Origin of the sequence: Bacillus sp. EKM501B (assembly GCF_011800505.1) — a bacterium.
In the GTDB taxonomy this organism is placed as follows: Bacteria; Bacillota; Bacilli; order Bacillales; family Bacillaceae_G; genus Bacillus_A; species Bacillus_A cereus.
On record NZ_JAALFZ010000019.1, the window covers coordinates 1 to 22,371 of the forward strand.

The following is a 22,371-nucleotide window of genomic DNA, read 5'->3' on the forward strand; positions in this document are numbered from 1 at the left end:
ATACGATCACCAGGTTCCTTAATAAAATCTATTGCCATTATTTCAAGTTCTTGATTATTTCCTTCTGCAAAAAAGCAAATAGATGAGTTAGTGTCAGATGAATGTTCCTCCCAGTAAGGAATATCATTTTCTACAAACCGGCTGTTCAAAACTGGTTGCAATTGCAACGTTATCCTTACTGATTCTTCAAGTATTTCCTTTGATATACCTACAGGAAAATAAAGAACTGCATTAATTTGTTGATCTGCAGAATAAAGACCTAATACATAATTCATTCGATCTTGTGGTGTTACTGAATACTTTCTTTTCTCCATAATTCCGTCCCCCTTTAGGACTTTTTGTATAACCCTATTTTCCATATGCTTATAATTTTTCTAGTCATTTTTCTTCAAGAGCTAATAACGCTTATTTTTCGAATTTTTAACGAAATCATCTTCTCCGTATTGGTTTCATTCTTTTTGCAGGTGATATATTCATTATTTTATTGTTATTAACACTGCCTAACCTCACAATAAAACCAAACAAGAATAAATTAGGTTTATATATACGTAAACATTTTATTATAGCGTCTATAAATTATCAATACAGCAAATAAATCATTTTTATGTCTGTCAATAAAAAACAATATATTCAAGGGCCACTTCATAATAAAAGATTGATGTGAATGTAAATGTACCCATATCACTTTCAAAATAAGAATGAGAATTTTTTCAACAAAAATAAGCTGCAGTTATTGATTTTACAGTAAAAAAAGCCCCTCCATTTTGAAAATGCGCAATCAAAATGAGTAGGGCTATTTCTAATTTAAATTTTATAAAAGAATGATTATCATAAATAATATTTTAATTTTTAGTCTACCTTATTATTTTCAATCCATTTTCCTAATAAATGAATGGATTTTATTCATATATTTTGAGGTGGTATCGTTGGTTTTTAAAAATAGAAAGCTTATTTTCAAATCAAATGAAAAAGAGGTAAAATTATAGATATTCATGTAGAAATTTCGTTTTGGGGATACTTAAAATCTTAAGGTGATGGGCATGTGGTGTTACACTTTAAAAGCTTTATAAAATTATAAAATTTATAGATATAGCAGATTTTCTTTATTAATAATCATTTGTATGTACGTTTACTCACATACATACAAATGATTTATAAAGCTACAATTAAGTGAAAACATCTTTTCCGTTACGATAACATCATAGCCATGTCTTCTGCTGCATTTGTAATTAGTTTTAAACCAAATGTTTCTTGTAATACATCAAGCACGCCAGGTGAAATAAATTCAGGAGCCTTTGGACCGATGCGAATATCTTGAATCCCAAGACTAAATAGCCCGAGTAAAATGGCAACCGCTTTTTGTTCAAACCATGATAGCACAATACTTACTGGCAATTCATTCACTTCACATTGGAAAGCATCAGCTAAAGCAGCCGCTATTTTCACTGTAGAAATTGAATTATTGCACTGTCCTAAATCAATGTAACGCGGAATTTCCGTACCAGGTACAACACCGTAATCCACATCATTAAAGCGGAATTTCCCGCAAGAAGTTGTTAAAATAACCGTTTCTGGCGGAAGTGACGTTGCTAATTCACGATAATATTCTCCGCCTTTTCCCGGTGCATCACAACCGGCGATAACAAAGAAACGCTTTATTTTCCCCTCTTTTACTGCATCAATAATTTCTGGAGCTAATGATAATACTGTATTATGATGAAACCCTGTCACTAACTGTTCATCCGACTCCATATGTACTTCTGGAAGTTCTAGTGCTTTTTGAATTAATGGTGTAAAATCATCATTTTCAATTTTTTGTACACCTTCTAAACCTGCAATGTCATATGAAAAGAATCGATCAGAGTACGAGCCTTTAATTGGCATAACACAGTTCGTTGTAGCTAATATGGCACCAGTAAATTTTTCAAAAAGGCGTCTTTGATCATACCATGCCTTACCGATGTTTCCTTTTAAATGTTTATATTTTTTCAGCTGCGGATATCCGTGTGCTGGTAGCATTTCAGAATGCGTATAAATATTAATGTCTTTTCCTTCTGTTTGCTTTAATAGTTCTTCTAGTGCAAATAAATTATGACCCGTAACTACAATTGCTTTACCTTCTACACGATTTTGTGTAATTTGTACAGGCTCTGGCACACCAAAATGATTCGTATGTGCCTCATCTAATAATTCCATCACCCGTAAAGCTGATTTCCCCACTTTCATAGCCATATCAATATGCTCTTGTTCGTTAAAGTTAGAATTTGTTAATGTCATATATAAAGCTTCTTGTGTTGTAGCATCTACAAATGCATCCGTATATCCTAGCTGAGCAGCATGTGTGCGATAAGCTGCAATTCCTTTTAGCCCAAACACAATCGTATCTTGTAAACTCGCAATCGTTTCATTCTTGCCGCACACACCCATTACTTTACATCCGCCTGCTGGCGTTTGTTCACATTGATAACAAAACATATCATCCCACCCTCTCCCAATCATTCATTACACCTTAAGCATAATACCCATTGAAAAAAAGTGATGTGATATCAATCACAATAATATATAAAGATTTGTGACAGTTCATATTGTTGACATAATATTTTTATTGACACTAAAAAATATGCATTAGTGTACACACATCTTTCGATACTTTTAAATAGCTAATTAATTTGGAGAAATATATACAACGAAAAAAATTTTTGAATCCCATGTACAAATAGTTGCAATTCATCACATATGAAATAGATATAAAAATACGCTCTTCTTTCTATCATTCAATAGAAAGAAGAGCGCATTTGTCATTTTAAGGAACTATCATTTTTTATTAAAGTCTTTATTGTAAACCTTTTTATTTACAATACATTTACATTATCTTAACATTACTTACATTATTTATATGATATATTTATATAGAAGCTACTTAAGAAATTTCATATACATTTTATCTTTATGATCTCTTATCTAATCAATAAAAAGATCATGTTATATTTTTATAACAGGGGTGAATTACGATGACTGAAACTTTAAAAACACTTATAATGCTTGATGCTACTTATGTTGTTATAGCAATTATGACAGTACTAGTATTTGTATACTTGGAATTAAAATCTCAGTAATATATGCTGACGTAATCAACAGATTCAGCATTTAAATATAGTTAGAAGAAAGAGAGGAGAAAATTATTTCTCCTCTCTTTTGTATTTCTACAATTTCTTATTTTAATAAATCCAATGTATGTAAAAGTAATCCTTTGTTCCCTACTTCTCCATGACCAGGCACTACTGCATTTATATTTCTATATCGCTTCAGCACATTCTCAATCGATGTAGACCATTCATTTACATAAGCATCCGCAACGTTTCCTAAATCTTTCGCGGACGTAGATTTCACTAAACAGCCTCCAACTAAAATATTGTATTGCGGTAACCATACGACAATATTATCTTCTGTATGCCCTTTCCCTGGATAAAATGTTTCTACTTTCATATTTCCAAACTTCAAATTTGTAACGGTTTGTAAATCTCCAAGCGGTTCTTCATATCCATTTTTCTTTGCTAGTTCTGCAGTTAATGCTGTACTATGCGCTTTAATGCCTCTTTCTTTCAACGTTTTTATTCCGCCAATTCGATCAGCGTGCGCATGTGTAATAATGACATCCGTTACGCGCTTCTGAAATTTCTTTTCTACCATTTCTATTAGTTCCTTCGTTAATTTGTCATCCCAAGAAGAATCAACAAGCACTAGTCCTTTAGCAGTATTAAGAACTAGCCCGTTCGAAGGAACTGCTTCTCCATTAAAAGAACCTAACTCCGTATGAACCCATACATTCTTGTTTAACTGAGATATTGAAATGGTTCCCGTCTCATTTTTTATTACTGTTTTCTCTACCTTTTGTGATGCTTGTACAGAAGAAATTGTGCTAACAAATTGAATTGTTCCTAGTAAACCTACACATAATCCTACTTTTAACAACGTATTCTTTTTCATGTCATCAACCCTTTCTTTCAAGCTAAATAGTTATTACCTATATTAGACAATTCATCTCAAATGTTTGTTCCATATAATTGGACACTTTATTATCGCCGCTTATGTAAATACACGCATGGTGCAGTGAAAAAGATCACCCAAATGGATGATCTTTTTTATAATTTATCAACATATTGCTTCGCTTCTAGTAAGGAAAAACCAAAAGCTTCTCTTACTCTCTTAACTGCTGTAACTTTTTTGCCTTCTTCTACAAGCTGGCGTAGTTCTTTATTAATTTCAGGTTCTCTTTCTACAATTCCCATTTCTTTCGTAATTAATTGTAATCTATCTTCAATTCTCTTTAAACGCACATCATTTTTCTTTTCAATTGTAGCTAATTTTTCAGCGATATAAATGAAACCAAAGGCTAATATCAGTATAACCATCCAGAATTCCATAAATGTTCCCCCTTACTAACTTTCATTTGTTTTATTTCACTAACTTATCAGCTTTAGTTATTGAAATCATTCATTCCTTACAAGGAAAGGGTAAACTAAAACTTTCTCAAAAATTAGTAATAGACATGATTTCTCCTCAAGGTTGCTCAAAATGGACTGGATTAGGTGTTTTTCTTGATGATTCTAATGAAGAATTACAGGTTTATTCACTCGGATGGAGCGTCGGATTTCAATGTATGATGGTTTGTTATCCATACTGCGGGAATGGTGCTGTTATTATGACCAATTCCGATTTAGGTGTTCATCAAATGGAAGGGATCATTGGTGAGGTTGTAAAAACGTTATCCTTATAATGAAAATAAAGAAGCTGTTCCTTCCAGCTTCTTTATCTATATAACATTTTTCGCAACAATTTTTATATGTTCTGGTGCGATAATTTCCGTTATACTTTCTTGGAAATCTTCCCGCAACATTTCTTCCAAATGTTCTAACTGCACTTCAACATGAGTGCATTCTAAATTATGTATATTTAACAGTGCATAATGATCTTTTTTCTTAATTACTAAATATTGATTTTCCTCTGTCACAAGTACAGAACCTAATCGGACTCCTAATAAGCGTTGATCATCAAACTTCATAATTACTTCTCCTTCCCTCATATAAACAAAACTACAATGAAAATAATTACATTTATGAAAAAAAACGCTTATTTAGACTATATCATAATTTACTAAAATAGAAATATCTTTTTCTGTTTTAATAAAAATCCCTATTTTTTCATATATTTCGATACAAAAAAACTTTCTCAACATTAAATTTGAATTTTCAGTTTTTAACCCCGTAAAAATCTATTATAATAAAGTTAATAAATGTTTGACCTCTCCTAATTCATGTACATATGGATGATCAGTAGTTATCGCTACTGATCTATTTTTTTGATTTCAGAAAGCAAATATGCTGCATCCTTTCCTACACCACAAATAAGTGCAGAACCCCTTTGAGATTGCCACGGCAATCCGATATAATACAATCCTTTTACTGGACTGATTCCCTTTATATGATTAGGAAATCCTTTCTCATTCACTGCTTGTTCAATTTCAATCCAATTATAATTTTGAACAAAACCAGTTGACCATATAACGCTTTCTGCACTATAAGTATCACCATTCTGAAACATGATGTTATTTCCTGATGCACTTACTACTTTTTCTTGCAGTTTAATTGCTCTATTCCGAATAAGTTTCTTACCCTCCAAACCGAAAATAGGGTCCTTTCTCTTCTGAAACCATCTTCCCCTCTTTGTATTTATTTCAGCGTACAATAAACCCACTTTTTCTAGCAGATTAAAAATACTTTTTCCAAAAAGTTGTAACGGTAAAAACGTTAAAGGATGACTAATAGACAACATAACTTCATGCGTTTTTGCAAGTTCTACTGCTATTTGCATTCCTGAATTTCCACCACCTACTACAAGTGCCTTCCCCTGTGGAATTTGCGATGATGATCTATATTGTGATGAATGTATTTGAAAAATATGTGATGATAGATTTGCTGAAACTGAGGGAATAAATGGTTGCTGAAAACCACCTGATGCGATAATAACTTTTTTCGTTTGTAAAATTTCTGTAGGAGTATGTAATTCAAATATTTCTTTTTCTTTCTTTATTTTTAGAACTTCCGTTTGTAATTGTACCGGTAATTGAAAATGTCTTGCATATTCTTCTAAATAAGTCGCAATTTCATCTTTACATGGAAATTCATTTTTTTCACCTATTAACGCCATACCCGGCAAGCTACTGTAAGACCTTGGGGTAAAAAGCTGCAAAGAATCATATCGATTTCTCCATGAATCCCCAATTCGGTTTCCTGCCTCAAGTAATAAAAAATTATATCCTTCTTGCTTCAAGTAATATCCCATTGTTAATCCAGCTTGACCCGCTCCAATAATAATTAGGTCTTTCATTCTAATCCCTCCTTCCTTTACATATGAATACTTGTTCATATATTCATACGTTTCCATAATCATAACATTTTATTTTTATATAATTCAATATCTACTCAAAATAAAAAAGAGCAGTTTACCATAAAGTAAACTCCCCTTCATTCTATCTTCCCAGTCTTTAGCGCCTGTGCCCAGTCATATCTTTCTTGTTGAACAGCCAATCCAGCAGCTTCTTCCCAATTATAAGGAACTGAAATTTGTTCAATTGTCCATTCTCCCAAAACCTTTTCTATCACTACATATTTTGCATGCGGAGTTCCTGATTCCATTTTATGCATAACAGGTAACTCATCTTTGTATGCTGGAAGTCCTACACTTCCTGGATTTATAATGATCTTTCCGTTCGCTAAATAAACAACTCTAGGAATATGTGTATGACCACATACTATTATTTTTTGTTCTATATTTTGGAGTTGATCCATTATATTTTTTTCATTCTTTAATATTGCACCATTCTCATTCATCTCTTCTAACAAATACACTTCATCTGAAGTTGGCGTACCGTGACAACATAACATATCGTCTACAATAAATTGTGAAGGATGTTGTTTTAACCAACCTATATGATAATTTGTTAATTGATTTTGAACAAAAGTTAGTGTAGCAGATTGCTCTTGTATAGGTTCCCAAAGCATGCGATCACAATTGCCTTTAATATGTATCATCTCGCTACTCATTAATATTTCAATTGTCTCTAAAGGCTCTAACGGCCCATACACACTATCTCCTAAATTTATTATCATTTCGACCTTGCGACGTGTAATATCTTTTAATACCGATTTTAAAGCGTGACTATTTCCGTGGATATCTGAAATTATAGCTATTTTCATCTTAATCCCTACTTTAATATATTATTTATAAACATCTGCAGCCAATTCCCTCAAAACTTCTACATTCACTACTTCAAAACAACCATTGTTTTTCTTGATTATATTTTTATCACAAAAGAGATTCAAAGTACGTAATAAATGCCGATAACTCGTTCCTAACAACTCCGCTATTTCCGTTAAATTCCCACTAAACACAATTCTATTTTCATGCTGAACTGCTCGTTCTCCTGCTGCTAACATGTAACTCGCAAGTCTATTTTCAAGCGGATACAATAAATTAATTGTACTGTTTTTGGAAAGTCGGTTTAATTTATGTGCTAATGATCCGCAAATACATCTTAAAAATTTCGCATCATGAAATAGCTTATTTCTCACCTTTCCTAAAGGTAAACCCACACAATACGAATCTGCCATCACTTGTACGTTTGAAGTGATTCTTTGAGAATGAATTAACTCCACATCTCCAAGTAACTGCAAACTATCGTAAAAACATAATAATACCGATTTTCCGTTACTTAATGTGTTAAATGCTTTCGCTTTTCCTTCAACAAAGAAATATAAATAATCTATCTCTTCATTTTCTCTACAAATAAACTCATTCTTTTTAAAAAATATAAGTTCCATATATGGCTTCATATCATGACTAAAAAATGAATCAATATTATTTTGCTTTATATACTCTGCTAATTTATTAGAATTACATACTTTCTTCATAGTTCCCCACCTTTACAACTCATCCCCATTGTAATCAAAATTTTCTTCTTCCACTATGACATATGTCATAACAATACACAATTTCAGCATGATACAGTCATTACAAATATGAAATATAAAGGGGATATTACATTGTATAACTTTCTTTCTGTCTTTATTGGTGTGCTCATCGCCGTTATGCTTCCATTGAATGGAATTTTATCCGAGTTAATTGGAAAGTATACAGCAAGCGTTGTCATTCACCTTGTCGGTTTAATTGCAGTTATCTTCATTTTAATCATAAACAAAAATAAAATTCGTTTCGATAAAAGTATTCCACTTTTTTTATATAGCGCTGGAGCGATTGGAGTATTCACTGTTCTTTTTAACAATATAAGTTTCTCCGTCCTTGGTGCTTCTATTACGATCGCATTAAGTTTACTCGGTCAATCTATTGCTTCCATCATTATCGATCATTTCGGCTTATTAGGAATGAAAGTTGCAAAGTTTGAAAAGAAAAAACTAATTGGATTATGTTTCATCTCTTCTGGAATTATAATCATGACAATTTATTAATGGGGGCAAGAAAATGTTATATATTACGATCGCTATTTTAGCTGGTGTTTCTATCGTTGTTGCTAGAATTATTAACGCGAATTTAGCAGCGAAAATCGGAAATTGGGAAGGCACGTTTTTTAATTATATTACTGGATTATTTTTCTCTATGTTATTTTTAATTTTCAGTTCAGATTCATTGTATATTCCAATGCAGACGTTACAATCTATTCCTATTGCTGTGTACTTAGGCGGATTAGTAGGCGTTATCGTTATTTCATTATCCAACTATATTACTCCTAAAATATCAGCCTTTTATTTAACATTACTCATCTTTATCGGACAATTATTTGCGGGGACTATTATTGATTTCTTCCTGACAAATGAACTCTCAATCGGTAAAGTTATCGGTGGCATTTTCGTATTAATTGGGCTCACTTACAATTTACTCATAGATCGCCCGATAAAAACTGTGAAGCATAACCAAGTTCAACTATAATACTTTACGCTTACCTATCATATATTAATAGAAAAGCTCTTCACACGAAATAATAGAAAGGAGAAAACTCTATTAAAAAAATTATTTTATTGCTAGGTAGCGTATTAATTATTTGTGGAATTGTATGGTTTGTAAACTCGGGAAAATCTATTCAAGATCTCTATACTGCAAACAAACCGAAAAAGAAAGCTACTATTATTTCAAGCTCGCGAGATCCAAATGAGCCCCCTGTTTTTTTAGGTAAACAGGAAATAAAAGATATACATGTAGAATCAATTAAAACAAAAAAGGATATCTTTCTCACAAAAACAGATGAATTAAAAACGTTTATTAACAGTATGAATACCGCAAAAAAAGGCAAATTAACATTGGATGAAGAAGGATCAGATTTAATAGATTGTGATATGTGGATTACTTTCGAGGATGGAACTTATAAAAAATATTTCATATGGGTAGTTGATCATCACAGCAGCGAAGTGATGATTGCTCAGCAAGATACTCCTGATGATGTAAACCTTACGTACTATCAGTTAAACGAAGATAGTTCAAAAAAAGTTTATAATTTATTTAAAAAAATTATTTAAATGAAAAAGTCATGAGCACGCGAACTCATGACTTTTTGCACTATATATACTCCGGGAACACTCTACAACCCTTTTCCTGCTCTATATCATGACCAAAGAAAACAATTGGTTTCTCTTTCGCCACAACTTCTTTTAAACGTTTAATTGAAGATAAAGCTAATTCTGGATCAAATCCTGCGAATGGCACTTCATCTTCAAAATTCTCTTTCGTGTACGATGCATCAATCGTTAATAAAACTGAACCGGATTGCTCCGTCTCAATGAATAGCGACTGATGGCCTGGAGAATGACCTGGCGTATACAATAATTGAACACCTGGTACCACTTCATAATCCCCTTCAATAATTTTGTAGTTCAAATGCGGTAATATACATTCTTTCATATATTCTTCTCTATGAAGTGCTGCCTCATATTCGGTTCGCTGCATAATAATCGGTGTATTTGTAAAAGCACCGTTTCCTCCTGCATGATCAAAATGTAAGTGAGAGCTAATAATATATAAAAGGTCGTCTGGTTCATACCCTACACGCTTTAATATATTCACGATTCTATCTTCTTCAGTCATTTTCGGTAAAATCTGTCCTTCAACAAATGTACCGTTAAAAAGCCCTTCATTATTAACTGCACTTTCTGGCATACCTGTGTCTACTAAAATAGGACCTTCTTCCGTCTCCAGAAGATAACACCACACCGGCAAGTTTAATAGTTTCCCCGGTGTTAACGCACTGTTAACAGACGAATGATCCAACATGCAACGACCTGCTGGGATGAAATAAAGTTTCTTTACTGTCATTATGTATCCACCTTTACATTTAGTTTTGGATAAAGTAATACATTAAAAAATTCTTCTTTTTAGAAATAAACTCCTTCTAGACTATCAGTGCAGCTTGCATAAAAAAGAGGGTATTTTTTTACATAGCAGTATTTCACCAACTATAATATAGAAGTAAAGGATTCTTACTTTAAATGAAACATTAACACCGATTAACGCTGAAAACTAAAAAAAGCACATGCACTACTTGAAAGCGGGCACACCATTGGGAAAATCGTATTAGAGAAATTTTAATCATGATAGTGATAGGTAGTATGTGAAATTATATTAACGATTTTTCGAATATATCTATCATAACGTACAATATATCAACGATTTTTCGAATATATCTATCACAAATCAAATTATATCAACGATTCGACAAGGTATATCGATTTATCAACAAATAACAACAATAAGAAAAGGCTGTTCCAGATGAACAGCCTCTTCTTTATTTACTTGAAATCTCTTTATTATTTTGAACGTCTAACGGAGCTCGCTTTCCTATTCCGAAAGCATAGAAACTAATTGTAACGATAGCTAAGAAAATAATACCTACAACTAATGAAATGCGTGTATCATCGTTAAACCACATTCCGATTAATACCATAATTAAAAAGGCAATTGTTAAATAGTTTGTTACAGGAGCAAATGGCATTTTGAACGGATGATCTTTCATCTCTGCTCCCTTTTCTTTCCTAAAACGAATTTGACTAATTAAAATGACGAACCATGGTACCATACCAGGAAGTACACTCGCACTATATACATATACGAATAAGTTTTTCGGTGCGATATAACTTAAAACAACACCAACCGCTAAACCGATAATTACACCAACTGTACCGAATAAAGGTACACCATTTCCAGAAAGTTTCGTGAAATATTTCGGTGCTTGTCCATTTACACCTAACGTATACAGCATACGTCCAGCACTATAAATACCACTATTACAACCAGACATTGCTGCTGTAATAACAACGAAGTTAATAAGGCCAGCTGCTGCCGTAATACCAACCTTCGCAAAAGTTGCTACGAACGGGCTACCAATTGTACTTAATTGATCCCACGGATACACAGTTACAATAACGAAAATAGCACCGATGTAGAAAATTAAAATACGCCAAATTGTACTTTGAATCGCTCTTGTAAGTGTCTTCTTTGGATCCTTCGCTTCACCAGCAGTAATACCGATTAATTCCACACCTTGATACGCTCCAACTACAAGTGATAATGCAAAGAAGAATCCTGAAAAACCACCTGTAAAGAAACCGCCATTTGACCAAAGATTAGATATGCCAATCGCTTCTCCGCCGTTACCAATTCCGAAGAAAATAAGGCCAAACCCTGCAATAATCATTAATAGAATCGTAACGATTTTAATCATCGCAAACCAAAATTCAAATTCACCAAATGACTTAACAGAAATTAAGTTAGCTGCACCAAGAATAACCATTGCAATTATACCTGGTATCCAAGCTGGTAAATCCGGGAACCAATATTGCATATACGCTCCAACCGCGATAATTTCTGACATCCCAACGATAACCCACTGGAACCAGTTACTCCACGCTGTCATATAACCAGCTAGTGGATGAATATACTTATGACCGAATGTCGCAAATGAGCCTGTACTTGGCTCCATATACAACATTTCTCCCATGGCACGCATGATGAAGAAGATGAAAATACCTGCAATTGCATAAGCAAGCATTACTGACGGACCTGTCCATTTAATTGTGCTGGCTGATCCCATAAACAAACCAACACCAATCGTTCCGCCTAAAGCAATCATTTGAATATGACGTGCTTCTAAACCTCTTTTCAATTCTTTGTTTGCCACTTCACTTCCCCCTCTTAGATGATTCATAGCCGCATTTTAACACAAGATGCTTTCCCCTAATTCCTTTCGGCCCTGAAAATGATGAAGCAAACGTCATTTTACACTAGCTTTAAAGCTATCCTAAAATCGTTTTGTGCTCCTAATAAAATTCTCAAAACCTTTCATCTTCCAATATTCTATAAATCTTAAAATTACTTACCTTATATTAATTCATTAATCTGAAAAATTCAATTATTTTTTCAATAAATTATTATACATAAGTCTGATTAATTTTTAACTAAATTAACAATAAAATACATCTATTCAATATGATTCCGGCATGTATATTATTACAATATAAATAACCGAGGAGATGCTATCTTCCTCGGTTTCATATCTCAAATACTTCAACCTTTATAGTTGATAACGTAATTTCCCACACATTCGATTCATATACCAATAAGAAATTTAATATATTAATAAACTACTAACTTCTTTACCCCAGCCAAATTTTGAGGCAGAAACCTTTCTGCCTCAAAACAACGGGATAAAATATAAAAGAGTCTCATTAAAAAATGAGACTCTTTTACAATTTCATATTTAAATCGATTTCGAAGTTTGCTTACCAAAGATAAATACCCTAGTAAACACTGCCATTATAACTACAATAACTAGAAAATAAAGTGGCATCACCAGTAACGAGCCCGTATGCAATTGACTCATTCCCCAAATTGTCATCGTTACAATTACATAGTATCCTAAGCTAAACAACGCTCCAGCTGTACCAATGACATCTTGAAAATCTACTAACGCTAAACTTAAACAATTAGGTAACGCTACTCCAATTCCTAATAGCAATATAAACATCGCTATTAAAAATACAACCATATATATTACATTCGGATTTGATCCCACAAACGTAATAACAGATAAAAGGATAGCTCCTCCTGTCATTACAAGACAACCGATATATATAATTTTCTCTGGTTTATAAGTAGCAAGTAAACGTTTTGAAATTTTCGCTCCAACAATAGAAGCAGACGCTACAACAATTCCTAGAAAGCCATACATACTAGGCGATAACTGAAAGTATTCAATAAAGATAAACGGCGCTTCTGCATAATAGCTAAATAAAACACCATTTGCTCCTCCAATTAATAGCCCATACGTTACCACTTTTGGATTTGTAATTAACCTCTTCAAGACTGAAAATACATTTATTTTATTCGTTACTGAGCCCGTTTTTGTTTCAGGAAGAGAAACAAACGTATACAGAAAAATACCGATACTCATAACTACTAAACTTAAAAATACTATTTTAAATCCAAACATTTGATCAAGAAAGCCACCAATTAACGGTCCTATCGCTGGTGTAAAAGCAATGACTGCTGAAATTTGAGCAAACATAACATGCCTCTTATGCCCTTCTACACTTTCACGAAGAATCGTTTGCGTCACAACTGATCCTGCACTTGCTCCAAACGCTTGAATAAAACGACTTACCAATAAAACTTCAATGGAATTTGCAATAAAGCACAAGAAACTCCCAGCGCCATATACGACAATTCCAAATAACATTGCTGGGCGACGGCCAATTATATCTGATAGCCATCCAATAAAAAATACACCTAAAGCAAATCCAGCAAAATACACACTAAGCGTTAACTGCACCTCATTATTACTTACATGTAACGCCTTTGAAATGTCAGGTAAAGACGGTGTGTAAATCGTTTCACTAATTTGCGGAAATGCGACAAGAATAATCATTAACAAAAGTGATGGTACTGAGACTTTTTTCATTTTTCATACCCTCCTATAACTTTGAAAATCTCAGAAATAAAAAGACTTTCCTTAGCTACGGAACAGGAGGGGCCATTATAGAAATCCGGTCATAAAACAACAAAGAAAACACCTCAATTACGTATGTTAATACTTATAGGAGGGTAATATTAACATCGATTTTTAAATATACTTTTTCAATTATATTACATATTAATTTTATTTTTCTAGTATTATCATTTCGAATGCTCTTTTTATATTAGTGAACAAATAATAAACGCCATAAAAGATAACAACTTGATATGAACGCCTTATTATGGAATAATTAGAAATAGTTTGAATTAATGAACCTGATTATAAAATGATAGACTCATATATTCCTAATGTCATAAAGTTGAACAAGTAGGAGGACTTTCGTAATGATTGAAATTTTAAGGACAGTAGTAAACTTCCTAATTTCTCTATTCTCAGGAGGATTACCCTTTGTGTATTATGTATGGATTATTACCCTATTCCTAATTCAAATAATCCAATCTACTCTGAACTATAAGCTTTTTAACAAGAAAAACAATTTCAGCACTTATATATCGGAAGGATTACTTGCTTTTATTATTTTATTGTTTGGAGGAATATTAGTATCTAAGTTACTTGCTTACATAATAGACGATTCTACTATTAGTATGACGAATTTAACACATTATTTTGTTTCTCTTATCATATTAACTATATTTGTTGTAATAACCTGTGTTAAAGACTTTATAGAGGCATCTATAAAGAATAAAAATACCTCTCTTTTTAGCTTTTTAGTAATTTCCTTAATAACAAGTATACTTTCATTCAAGTTTTTATCACCTTTAATTGAAGGTTCTTTTTCTCTTTCTAAATCTTTTATAACTACTTTAATCATTCTAGTAACTATATCAATCCCTCTATTAATTTCCTTAGAGGATAAGTATGCAGACGAAAAGGAAACGGAAAATTTATAGATTCTCATTTACATAAAAGAAAGAGGGAGCTCCCCTCTTTCTTTTATATCGTTCTATTTCACAAGACTAAATCATTCCTTTTAATATTAATCCTAAAACTGACATTATTATCGCGCTAATAATAATTCGCAAAATCCAAGTAGTGTTTGTACTTATTTTTTCTAATTGCTTATTGATTGTTGCTATGTCTTTCTCATTAATAGTGGTACGCGTTTCTAAATTTCGAATGTCTCTCATAATTTCTTTTTGCTCCGCCTTGAGATTGTCAATTTTAGCGTAAACATCTTCCATATATTCACACCCTCTGTTCATCTTAATAGAAAAATCTATATATATTATGAGACAACCCTCTTACCTGTGAATACATTGCGTATATCCGCGTACCAATTTTTTTGTACAATCTAATTGAATTACTCACATGTTTCCATTCTTCTATTTATAAATTAGCGTTGAGATACATTAAAATTAGAAAAGGAATCCCTTGTTTATTTAACAACAAACAAGGTGCAATCCACCATTCGGGAGCACCTACGATAATTTCTATTGTTTTCATATTTACAACTCCATATAATCAGTATGATTTTCTGAAGAAGCCAATTTTTGAACTGCTTAAAGTATACTAATATGAATACGAAATAGCTGTATTGATAAACTCTCTAGAACAATAAATATACTGGCTGAAACGGATCTATATCCAATATTTTTTCCAGTAACATGAATGGTTATTTCTGATAAATGCGTTTGTACATCATTGTTTTCAAAAATTTCATCCTCAACCTTTACAATATCTGCTTCACAATCTACTTCTTTAAAAGTTTTCAATAATTTTGTTTCCAATAAACTACAATCAAAGCTCTCATCTTTTATTACGGCAAATTTAACCTTCATATCGATTTCCCCATTTTTAACAAACTAAAATCACTAAATCAATATAAATATATATTATTCTATTAAATAATTCAAAATATACGCTTCTTATATACATTATTAAAAATAGGTTCTAAAGAATTAAATGAAAAAAGAAATTACATATACAAATCCCCTCTTTCAACCAATCAATATAGAATTCCCTTATGCCCAATGATTAAAATCTTTTCATATTAAAGCCGTAGATTCTAAGGACTTTTTGTTTTTATATTGATAAGTCATTTCTTGAATTTTGTATCATCGGAATTAATAATATAGTAAAACAAATTAAATATTAGGCGTTCAACTAATCTTTCATATAATTCGTCTTTTAATTATTTTGCTCATTGCGCTTTTTTATTTTCCTCACTATTTCAACTAAACTTTGTGTAATAATACATATTTCAAATACATTATTTCCTTTCACTCATACTTTTATCATTGAGTTTTTATTCACAAATTCGTAACACATACATATGAGTTATCATGCTAAAATTAGTTTATTCACAAGAAGAAGTTCTTCTTAATAAATCAATCATTTTTAATACCCTGTTTAAAGCCTTGCCCCCTGCAAGGTTTTTTCCTATTTAAATAGAGTAGTAGTTTTCATTATGCTTCTCTCCCCCTTGTTCCTTACCCTACAAATAATACTTCATATTTATTTTAATTTTTCAGCATCCGTACTCGCTCTGTTCGAGAGCTCTTTACCAAATATTCAATCTAATGATAAGATTGACCAAATTAATATTTTAGTCCATAACTGTATCAAAAAGTACACTAAAGAAAAAATAGCACTCTCACAATTAAGTAAACGCGAGCTTTTTCTTCTATCTACTTACTATTTAAGGTTAATAGTGATATAACCAGATTTAAAAATTCGACTTAAATTCATTGATGAATGGAGAGGTTTATATGAAATTGAAAGACAAAGTAGCAATCATAACTGGTGGTGCAAGTGGAATTGGCGAATCTACTGTTCGTCTTTTTATCGAAGAAGGTGCAAAAGTAGTTATTGCTGACTTTTCTGAACGTGGAAAAGAACTATCAGATGAATTGAATGCACATGGATATAATACGTTATTTATTAAAACTGATGTAACAAAAGAGGCAGATATTAAACAGCTAATTCATGAGACAGTAAGTACATACGGTAAATTAGATATTATGTATGCCAATGCCGGCGTTGCTGATGATGCACCAGCAAACGAATTATCCTATGAAAAGTGGAAAAGAACTATTGATATTAATTTGTCTGGGGTATTCCTTTCTGATAAATATTCGATTGAACAATTCCTTAAACAAGGTACAGGTGGTGTCATCGTTAACGCTGGTTCAATTCATAGTTTTGTTTCATTACCTACCCCAACAGCATACTCCTCTGCAAAAGGTGGTGTGAAACTATTAACTCAAAATTTATGTACTGCCTACGCTAAATATGGAATACGTATTAATGCGGTGTGCCCCGGTTATATTGACACCCCTTTACTTGGTAGTGTTAATCCTGAACAGAAAGAATATTTAGCTTCACTTCATCCACAAGGCAGACTTGGAACACCAGAAGAAGTCGCTAAAGCTGTCTTATTTTTAGCAAGTGATGATGCTAGTTTTGTTAACGGTACAACACTTCTTGTTGATGGAGGCTATACTGCACGTTAATTTAAAAATTTTGAAGCACCCTAAGAAATATATAGTCTTCAACAAGAAAAAGCGCCATCACAAGTGACGGCGCTTTTTCTATGTAAGAGCAACTAGAAGGTATCCTTCTAGCCTACTCCCATTTATAAGTCCAAAACTGTTCAAGTTGCAGCCATTTTAATGTTGCTGCATCTTTGTTTTTTATTTTTGCATGCGTGTCTTCAAGCATTGCTTCTGTTTGTGAACGGTGCGCACCTAATGCAGTTAATTTATGATCAAATACTTCACTAATGTTATTTACAACATCCGGTTCTCCTAATACTGCTTCACGATTTTTCGTAATCGCAACAGCATGGATAACTGGGCGCTCTTCTTTTGGCATACGTGATACAGCGCGAACGACAGCGCGGCCAAATGCATTATGATCTGGATGTACACCGTGCTCTGGATAAAATGTAATAATTCGAGATGGATTTACTTCTTGAATAATTGCTTCAATTTTGTCAGCAACGAAATCAACATCTTCAAATTCTAACGTTTTATCATGGAAGCCAAGCATTCTTAAATCTTTAATACCCATCGCTTCACAAGCATCTTTCAATTCTTTCTTACGGATATGTGGAATCGTTTCACGGTTAGCGAATACGTTCTTACCCATGTTACGTCCCATTTGTCCTAGAGTACCACATGCATACGTTACAGGTACTCCTTGATCTGTTAATAAGCGAATTGTTCCTCCCGCAGCATATGCTTCATCATCTGGATGCGGAAATACAACAAGTACATGTCTCTCCATAAGTTTCCCTCCTTCTTACTTAAATGGTGTTAAGCTTAACTCAAGTGCAACTGCTAGACGACCTAAATTATCATGTCCAGCTAATAATAAACGCTCTTGATCGTCTACTTCCCAGTGCGTAATACCTTCAGCATATACCCAACCGTGATCCATTTTCAAACCAACTCGGTATGGATTTGTTCCAGTTATCTTCCCGCGTTCAAAACGGATAATCGCATTTCGAATGAAAGCACCAACTGTCATCATCTTTTCATTTATGTGTGATGCATACGCTCCGTTTGTCGTTTCTAAATGAATATATACATCTTTATTTACAAAACGTTCAATTTCATTTTGAATAAGAGAACTATCTTTTACTATTTCCATCGGAATTCACCTCTTTAAACCATTTTACGCAAAAATAATGTAAATTGCTATCTCTATATTAGAGGACAACGCTCACTTTTCCTAATAATTTGCACTGTGTTTTTTATATTTTTTATATGATATGTAAAAAATACATTTTTTCCTTCACTTTGTTAAATAGTTTTCTTTCTTTTTTGAATTTGCTACAATATATTTTATCCCGTATTATTGCAGCGAGATACATTTCGACAATTGAATACATAATTTAAAGAAGGTGACATGATTGGAACAGTCAGCACATGAAGTAGCAAATTGGCAATATTATTTTGCAATTGCCGTATTTTTAATCACGTACGGATTTATTATTTCTGAGAAATTGAATCGTGCTGTAATCGCACTATTCGGTGCTGCTATTATGATTATTTTTGGAGTTGTAGATTTACATACTGCTTTCACATCACATATTCAATGGGAAACGATTACCCTTTTAATTGGGATGATGATTCTCGTACATATTACGAGTCAATCAGGCGTCTTTGAATTTGTGGCCATTAAAGCGGCAAAAGCAGCTGGTGGAAAACCGATTCGCATTTTATTATTACTATCCCTATTAACTGCTGTCGGATCAGCATTTTTGGACAATGTAACGACTGTTTTATTAATCGTTCCTGTTACATTATCCATTACACGTATTTTAAAAGTAAATCCTGTGCCTTATTTGATTTCAGAAGTGCTGTTTTCAAATATAGGCGGAACAGCAACATTAATCGGTGATCCACCTAATATTATGATTGGATCAGCAAACAAGCATTTAGACTTTAACGCCTTTTTACTTAACTTAGCTCCAATCGTAATTATTATTTCTATCGTGACACTTGGCATTATTTACTTCATGTATCGTAACAAACTAAAAACAACACCTGAACAAATCGAAAAACTAATGGCATTAAACGAAAAAGATTACATTAAAGATCAAAGCCTCCTTTTAAAATCTATTTCGATTTTAGGACTAACTATTTTAGGCTTCGTACTTCATTCGATTATTCATGTAGACGCTGCTGTTATCGCGATGACAGGCGCTACACTTCTTATGTTAATCGGCGTGAAAGAACATGATATTGAAGATGTATTTGCCCATGTTGAATGGGTAACCATTTTCTTCTTCGCCGGATTATTTGTTCTCGTTGGCGGGTTAATTGATATCGGACTTATCTCTTCACTTGCAAGAGAAGTAATCGACGTAACAAACGGTGACATCGGATTCGCAGCTATACTTATTTTATGGGTATCTGGCATCGCATCTGCGACAATCGACAACATCCCATTTGTCGCAACGATGATTCCTCTTATTCAAGACTTAGCTACAGGACTCGGACTATCTGTCGATTCTCCGCAAATCGAAGTACTATGGTGGGCGTTATCTCTTGGAGCTTGCTTAGGAGGAAATGGAACACTAATCGGTGCATCTGCAAACGTAGTCGTTGCTGGTATTGCAAAACGTGAAGGACATGGCTTCTCTTATATGGACTTCTTAAAAATTGGTTTACCATTAACTATTGTTGCACTCTTGTTATCACATGCTTATATATATTTACGTTATTTAATGTAAAAGTTGCATTGCATGAAATTATATCGTCAAATACAAAAGGTTTGCAGCATCCGTGCTGCAAACCTTTTTTCATCACCAAAATATACCGATAATTGCTAAACCACCTAAAATCATACCACCAATTTGTCCGACAATTGTTGGTGATAATTGAACACCTTTTCTCACTTCAACAACTGGTCTTTCGTGCCTTAGTTGCTGCACTTCACTTTGAAGTTGGTGCACACTTCCGTGTAACTCTTTAATAAGTTCTTTTAATTCGGCGACCTCTTCATTTACTGGTTTTGCCTTTTCTAAATTCATTTTACATGACTCCTTATAAATTCAATCAACACACTGTAAATTTTCGCCAATTACCATTATATCTCCTGCATACTACATATATAATTTCGAATGTACTTTCTAACCTTGCAGCTCTATCCATTCATCCCGCAATATCCCCATAATCATACGGTCAAAACACTTCCCATCTCTTTGAACCGCTTCTCTCATACAGCCTTCCATTTGAAAACCCATCTTTTTATACAATGCAATGGCAGGTTTATTATACGAAATAACATCGAGACCGATGCGGTGTAAATTCAATTCATAGAAAGCATACTTTAGAATAAGATGTATTGCTTCTTTCCCATATCCTTTTCCTCTATCATTCGCATCTCCTATACCAATGGCTAATAAACCTGTTTTGTTATTCCACTCTATACCATGAATCGCCACAAAACCAATTAAGCGATCTTCTTGAACTGTCCTTACCATGAAAGAAACACTATTCGATCTCCGTCCTTTTAATAACTCATCACTTGCTATTTCATTTAAAGATTGCGGGAATGCTACATCTGTATCAACATTTCTTAAATACTCACTATCTTCTTGCCACATAGCCATTACTTCAGCATCTGTTTCTCTCATAGCTGATAATTTAATCGTTTTATTTCGAAAAAGATTCATTGTCATTTCAAACTCCCCCTTTTAAATAACAGGGATACTTATTTTAGACTATTTATCCCCTTATTCCATAAACCGTTTCATAAACGGGATACTTACAATAAGCGCTGACATTGGCACATCTCCTCCATATTGAATTAACTTCATTGTATAATTTTTTATTTATTCTAACAATAATAGAAAGGCCCTCCAAATTTAGAGGGCCTTTCCTAATAGCAAAACTATATTATTTCGTAAACATTTTCTCCGCTTCATCCATTGCCATTTTGTTTCCTAAAGCAGAATAGTCCAGCCATGGTTGATCATTGATAATGTATACGTGCTTGCCTTTAACTGCTTTTAAGTCTTTCCAAATTGGCGTTTCTTGAAGTTGTTTAAATGCTGCTTTTGCTTTATCATCTCTATTTACAACAACGAAAATCGCATCTGCATCAAAGTCAGGTAATACTTCTTGTGAAATGACTTCGAAAGGGCGGTTTCCATCAATTTTCTCTACACCATTTGCAGGCTGTAACCCTAAGTCTTGGAATAAAATTGGTCCCATCGGTCTTTTCGTACTAAATACACGCAATTCTTTTGCAGTAACGCGAATTGCCATTACTTTTTCGTTATTACCTAGCTCTTTATCTATTAAACCTTTTACTCGTTTTGATTGCTCTTCGTAATCTTGAATATATTTATCTGCTTCTTTCTCACGGTTTACAAGTTTACCAACTTGTTTTAAATGATCTCTCCACGTACCTTCATCTAAATTGAAAGAATGTGTTTTTGCAATTTTTTTGTATTTCGCTACATCTTTACCAGCATATTTTTCATCAACATAAATGTCAGTTGGCTTTAATTGAAGTAACGCTTCCATATTCGGATCTGTTACAACACCAAGCTTCTTCGTATCTTTCAACTTCTCTTTAGCGTGCGGTAAGAAATCTTTTAAATCTCCACCAATAACAGAACCTACTGGTGTAATTCCTAATGCAAGTAAATCATTCGTTAAATGAATAGACATTGAAGCAATTTTTGGGTCATTACTTTTTTCCGTTTTTTTCGTTGCCTCTTCATTGGCTGTCGTTTGACCACATGCTGCTAATACTAAAATACACATCATGCTAAATAAAATAGTAAGTTTCTTTTTCATATGTTCTCCTCTTTGAAG

At 33.0% G+C, this 22,371-nt stretch carries 23 protein-coding genes and 4 pseudogenes; 9 read left to right on the plus strand and 18 right to left on the minus strand.

Features of this window, described 5'->3' with window-relative positions; translation table 11 throughout:
- From HFD78_RS23975 to bla2, 3 genes and pseudogenes are all read right to left on the minus strand, one after another.
- Nucleotides 1-314 (minus strand): annotated as a pseudogene (locus HFD78_RS23975) (hypothetical protein); the annotation flags it as partial.
- Between the two features lie 874 nt (nucleotides 315-1,188).
- Complete coding sequence (gene hcp, locus HFD78_RS23980) at nucleotides 1,189-2,475, minus strand: hydroxylamine reductase (RefSeq protein WP_016512509.1); 1,287 nt, start codon at nucleotides 2,473-2,475, stop codon at nucleotides 1,189-1,191.
- A 738-nt stretch (nucleotides 2,476-3,213) separates the two neighbouring features.
- The gene (gene bla2 / locus HFD78_RS23985; RefSeq protein WP_000742467.1) at nucleotides 3,214-3,987 is read right to left on the minus strand and encodes a BcII family subclass B1 metallo-beta-lactamase; all 774 of its coding nucleotides are present in this window, start codon (nucleotides 3,985-3,987) and stop codon (nucleotides 3,214-3,216) included.
- 46 nt (nucleotides 3,988-4,033) lie between these two features.
- Between bla2 and HFD78_RS30150 the strand changes: the two are divergent.
- Nucleotides 4,034-4,114: pseudogene (locus tag HFD78_RS30150) on the plus strand (DUF3784 domain-containing protein); the annotation flags it as partial.
- A 28-nt stretch (nucleotides 4,115-4,142) separates the two neighbouring features.
- On the opposite strand, the gene HFD78_RS23990 reads toward HFD78_RS30150, so the two are convergent.
- Nucleotides 4,143-4,424 (minus strand): hypothetical protein, encoded by a 282-nt coding sequence (locus HFD78_RS23990; RefSeq protein WP_000397719.1) that lies wholly within the window; start codon nucleotides 4,422-4,424, stop codon nucleotides 4,143-4,145.
- A gap of 38 nt (nucleotides 4,425-4,462) precedes the next feature.
- Between HFD78_RS23990 and HFD78_RS23995 the strand changes: the two are divergent.
- Nucleotides 4,463-4,777: pseudogene (locus tag HFD78_RS23995) on the plus strand (penicillin-binding protein); the annotation flags it as partial.
- 36 nt (nucleotides 4,778-4,813) lie between these two features.
- Here the strand turns inward: HFD78_RS23995 and HFD78_RS24000 are convergent.
- From HFD78_RS24000 to yeiL, 4 genes are all read right to left on the minus strand, one after another.
- Nucleotides 4,814-5,062 carry a hypothetical protein gene (locus HFD78_RS24000; RefSeq protein ID WP_000666948.1) on the minus strand — a complete coding sequence of 83 codons (249 nt, stop codon included), beginning with the start codon at nucleotides 5,060-5,062 and terminating at the stop codon, nucleotides 4,814-4,816.
- A 281-nt stretch (nucleotides 5,063-5,343) separates the two neighbouring features.
- The gene (locus HFD78_RS24005) at nucleotides 5,344-6,387 is read right to left on the minus strand and encodes a flavin-containing monooxygenase (RefSeq protein WP_000653879.1); all 1,044 of its coding nucleotides are present in this window, start codon (nucleotides 6,385-6,387) and stop codon (nucleotides 5,344-5,346) included.
- Nucleotides 6,388-6,524: 137 nt separating this feature from the next.
- Nucleotides 6,525-7,256 carry a metallophosphoesterase family protein gene (locus HFD78_RS24010; RefSeq protein WP_000684254.1) on the minus strand — a complete coding sequence of 244 codons (732 nt, stop codon included), beginning with the start codon at nucleotides 7,254-7,256 and terminating at the stop codon, nucleotides 6,525-6,527.
- Nucleotides 7,257-7,277: 21 nt separating this feature from the next.
- A complete protein-coding gene (gene yeiL / locus HFD78_RS24015) occupies nucleotides 7,278-7,970 on the minus strand; it encodes a transcriptional regulator YeiL (RefSeq protein ID WP_000754858.1) in 693 nt (230 codons plus the stop codon).
- Between the two features lie 108 nt (nucleotides 7,971-8,078).
- On the opposite strand from yeiL, the gene HFD78_RS24020 reads away from it, so the two are divergent.
- The 3 genes from HFD78_RS24020 (at nucleotide 8,079) to HFD78_RS24030 (ending at nucleotide 9,587) form a co-directional block, all read left to right on the plus strand.
- Complete coding sequence (locus HFD78_RS24020; protein WP_002005482.1) at nucleotides 8,079-8,525, plus strand: DMT family transporter; 447 nt, start codon at nucleotides 8,079-8,081, stop codon at nucleotides 8,523-8,525.
- A gap of 13 nt (nucleotides 8,526-8,538) precedes the next feature.
- Nucleotides 8,539-9,003, plus strand: a complete 465-nt coding sequence (locus tag HFD78_RS24025) for a DMT family transporter (RefSeq protein WP_000965802.1) — start codon at nucleotides 8,539-8,541, stop codon at nucleotides 9,001-9,003.
- Between the two features lie 89 nt (nucleotides 9,004-9,092).
- A complete protein-coding gene (locus HFD78_RS24030; RefSeq protein WP_070756838.1) occupies nucleotides 9,093-9,587 on the plus strand; it encodes a YhfM domain-containing protein in 495 nt (164 codons plus the stop codon).
- A 40-nt stretch (nucleotides 9,588-9,627) separates the two neighbouring features.
- Here HFD78_RS24030 and aiiA read toward each other — a convergent pair whose 3' ends face one another.
- On the minus strand, nucleotides 9,628-10,380 hold the full coding sequence (gene aiiA, locus HFD78_RS24035; RefSeq protein WP_000216578.1) for a quorum-quenching N-acyl homoserine lactonase AiiA: 753 nt from the start codon (nucleotides 10,378-10,380) through the stop codon (nucleotides 9,628-9,630).
- A 166-nt stretch (nucleotides 10,381-10,546) separates the two neighbouring features.
- Here aiiA and HFD78_RS24040 point away from each other — a divergent pair.
- A pseudogene (locus HFD78_RS24040) lies at nucleotides 10,547-10,653 on the plus strand (zinc-binding alcohol dehydrogenase family protein); the annotation flags it as partial.
- A 196-nt stretch (nucleotides 10,654-10,849) separates the two neighbouring features.
- Here HFD78_RS24040 and HFD78_RS24045 read toward each other — a convergent pair.
- Nucleotides 10,850-12,241 carry an amino acid permease gene (locus tag HFD78_RS24045; protein WP_001284405.1) on the minus strand — a complete coding sequence of 464 codons (1,392 nt, stop codon included), beginning with the start codon at nucleotides 12,239-12,241 and terminating at the stop codon, nucleotides 10,850-10,852.
- A 579-nt stretch (nucleotides 12,242-12,820) separates the two neighbouring features.
- Nucleotides 12,821-14,020 carry a multidrug effflux MFS transporter gene (locus HFD78_RS24050; protein WP_097998353.1) on the minus strand — a complete coding sequence of 400 codons (1,200 nt, stop codon included), beginning with the start codon at nucleotides 14,018-14,020 and terminating at the stop codon, nucleotides 12,821-12,823.
- 398 nt (nucleotides 14,021-14,418) lie between these two features.
- Here HFD78_RS24050 and HFD78_RS24055 point away from each other — a divergent pair, with 398 nt between their 5' ends.
- Nucleotides 14,419-14,985 (plus strand): DUF5823 family protein, encoded by a 567-nt coding sequence (locus tag HFD78_RS24055; protein WP_000570049.1) that lies wholly within the window; start codon nucleotides 14,419-14,421, stop codon nucleotides 14,983-14,985.
- Nucleotides 14,986-15,051: 66 nt separating this feature from the next.
- On the opposite strand, the gene HFD78_RS24060 is transcribed toward HFD78_RS24055, so the two are convergent.
- Entirely contained in the window at nucleotides 15,052-15,276 is a 225-nt protein-coding gene (locus HFD78_RS24060; RefSeq protein ID WP_000390458.1) for a hemolysin XhlA family protein, read from the minus strand.
- Nucleotides 15,277-15,594: 318 nt separating this feature from the next.
- Complete coding sequence (locus HFD78_RS24065; RefSeq protein ID WP_000865018.1) at nucleotides 15,595-15,873, minus strand: hypothetical protein; 279 nt, start codon at nucleotides 15,871-15,873, stop codon at nucleotides 15,595-15,597.
- 930 nt (nucleotides 15,874-16,803) lie between these two features.
- Here HFD78_RS24065 and HFD78_RS24070 point away from each other — a divergent pair.
- Nucleotides 16,804-17,547: an SDR family NAD(P)-dependent oxidoreductase gene (locus tag HFD78_RS24070; RefSeq protein ID WP_000768017.1), complete on the plus strand. Its 744-nt coding sequence runs from the start codon at nucleotides 16,804-16,806 to the stop codon at nucleotides 17,545-17,547.
- Nucleotides 17,548-17,659: 112 nt separating this feature from the next.
- On the opposite strand, the gene bshB2 is transcribed toward HFD78_RS24070, so the two are convergent.
- Nucleotides 17,660-18,322: a bacillithiol biosynthesis deacetylase BshB2 gene (gene bshB2, locus HFD78_RS24075; protein WP_000439483.1), complete on the minus strand. Its 663-nt coding sequence runs from the start codon at nucleotides 18,320-18,322 to the stop codon at nucleotides 17,660-17,662.
- 15 nt (nucleotides 18,323-18,337) lie between these two features.
- Nucleotides 18,338-18,688: a YojF family protein gene (locus tag HFD78_RS24080; protein WP_000407045.1), complete on the minus strand. Its 351-nt coding sequence runs from the start codon at nucleotides 18,686-18,688 to the stop codon at nucleotides 18,338-18,340.
- Between the two features lie 262 nt (nucleotides 18,689-18,950).
- On the opposite strand from HFD78_RS24080, the gene HFD78_RS24085 reads away from it, so the two are divergent.
- On the plus strand, nucleotides 18,951-20,276 hold the full coding sequence (locus tag HFD78_RS24085; protein ID WP_000437992.1) for an ArsB/NhaD family transporter: 1,326 nt from the start codon (nucleotides 18,951-18,953) through the stop codon (nucleotides 20,274-20,276).
- A 72-nt stretch (nucleotides 20,277-20,348) separates the two neighbouring features.
- Here the strand turns inward: HFD78_RS24085 and HFD78_RS24090 are convergent, their stop codons facing one another.
- From HFD78_RS24090 to HFD78_RS24100, 3 genes are all read right to left on the minus strand, one after another.
- A complete protein-coding gene (locus HFD78_RS24090) occupies nucleotides 20,349-20,576 on the minus strand; it encodes a coiled-coil domain-containing protein (protein WP_001047304.1) in 228 nt (75 codons plus the stop codon).
- A gap of 99 nt (nucleotides 20,577-20,675) precedes the next feature.
- Nucleotides 20,676-21,227 (minus strand): GNAT family N-acetyltransferase, encoded by a 552-nt coding sequence (locus tag HFD78_RS24095; protein ID WP_000178506.1) that lies wholly within the window; start codon nucleotides 21,225-21,227, stop codon nucleotides 20,676-20,678.
- Nucleotides 21,228-21,444: 217 nt separating this feature from the next.
- Entirely contained in the window at nucleotides 21,445-22,353 is a 909-nt protein-coding gene (locus HFD78_RS24100) for an iron-hydroxamate ABC transporter substrate-binding protein (RefSeq protein WP_000728230.1), read from the minus strand.
- Nucleotides 22,354-22,371: the final 18 nt, after the last annotated feature.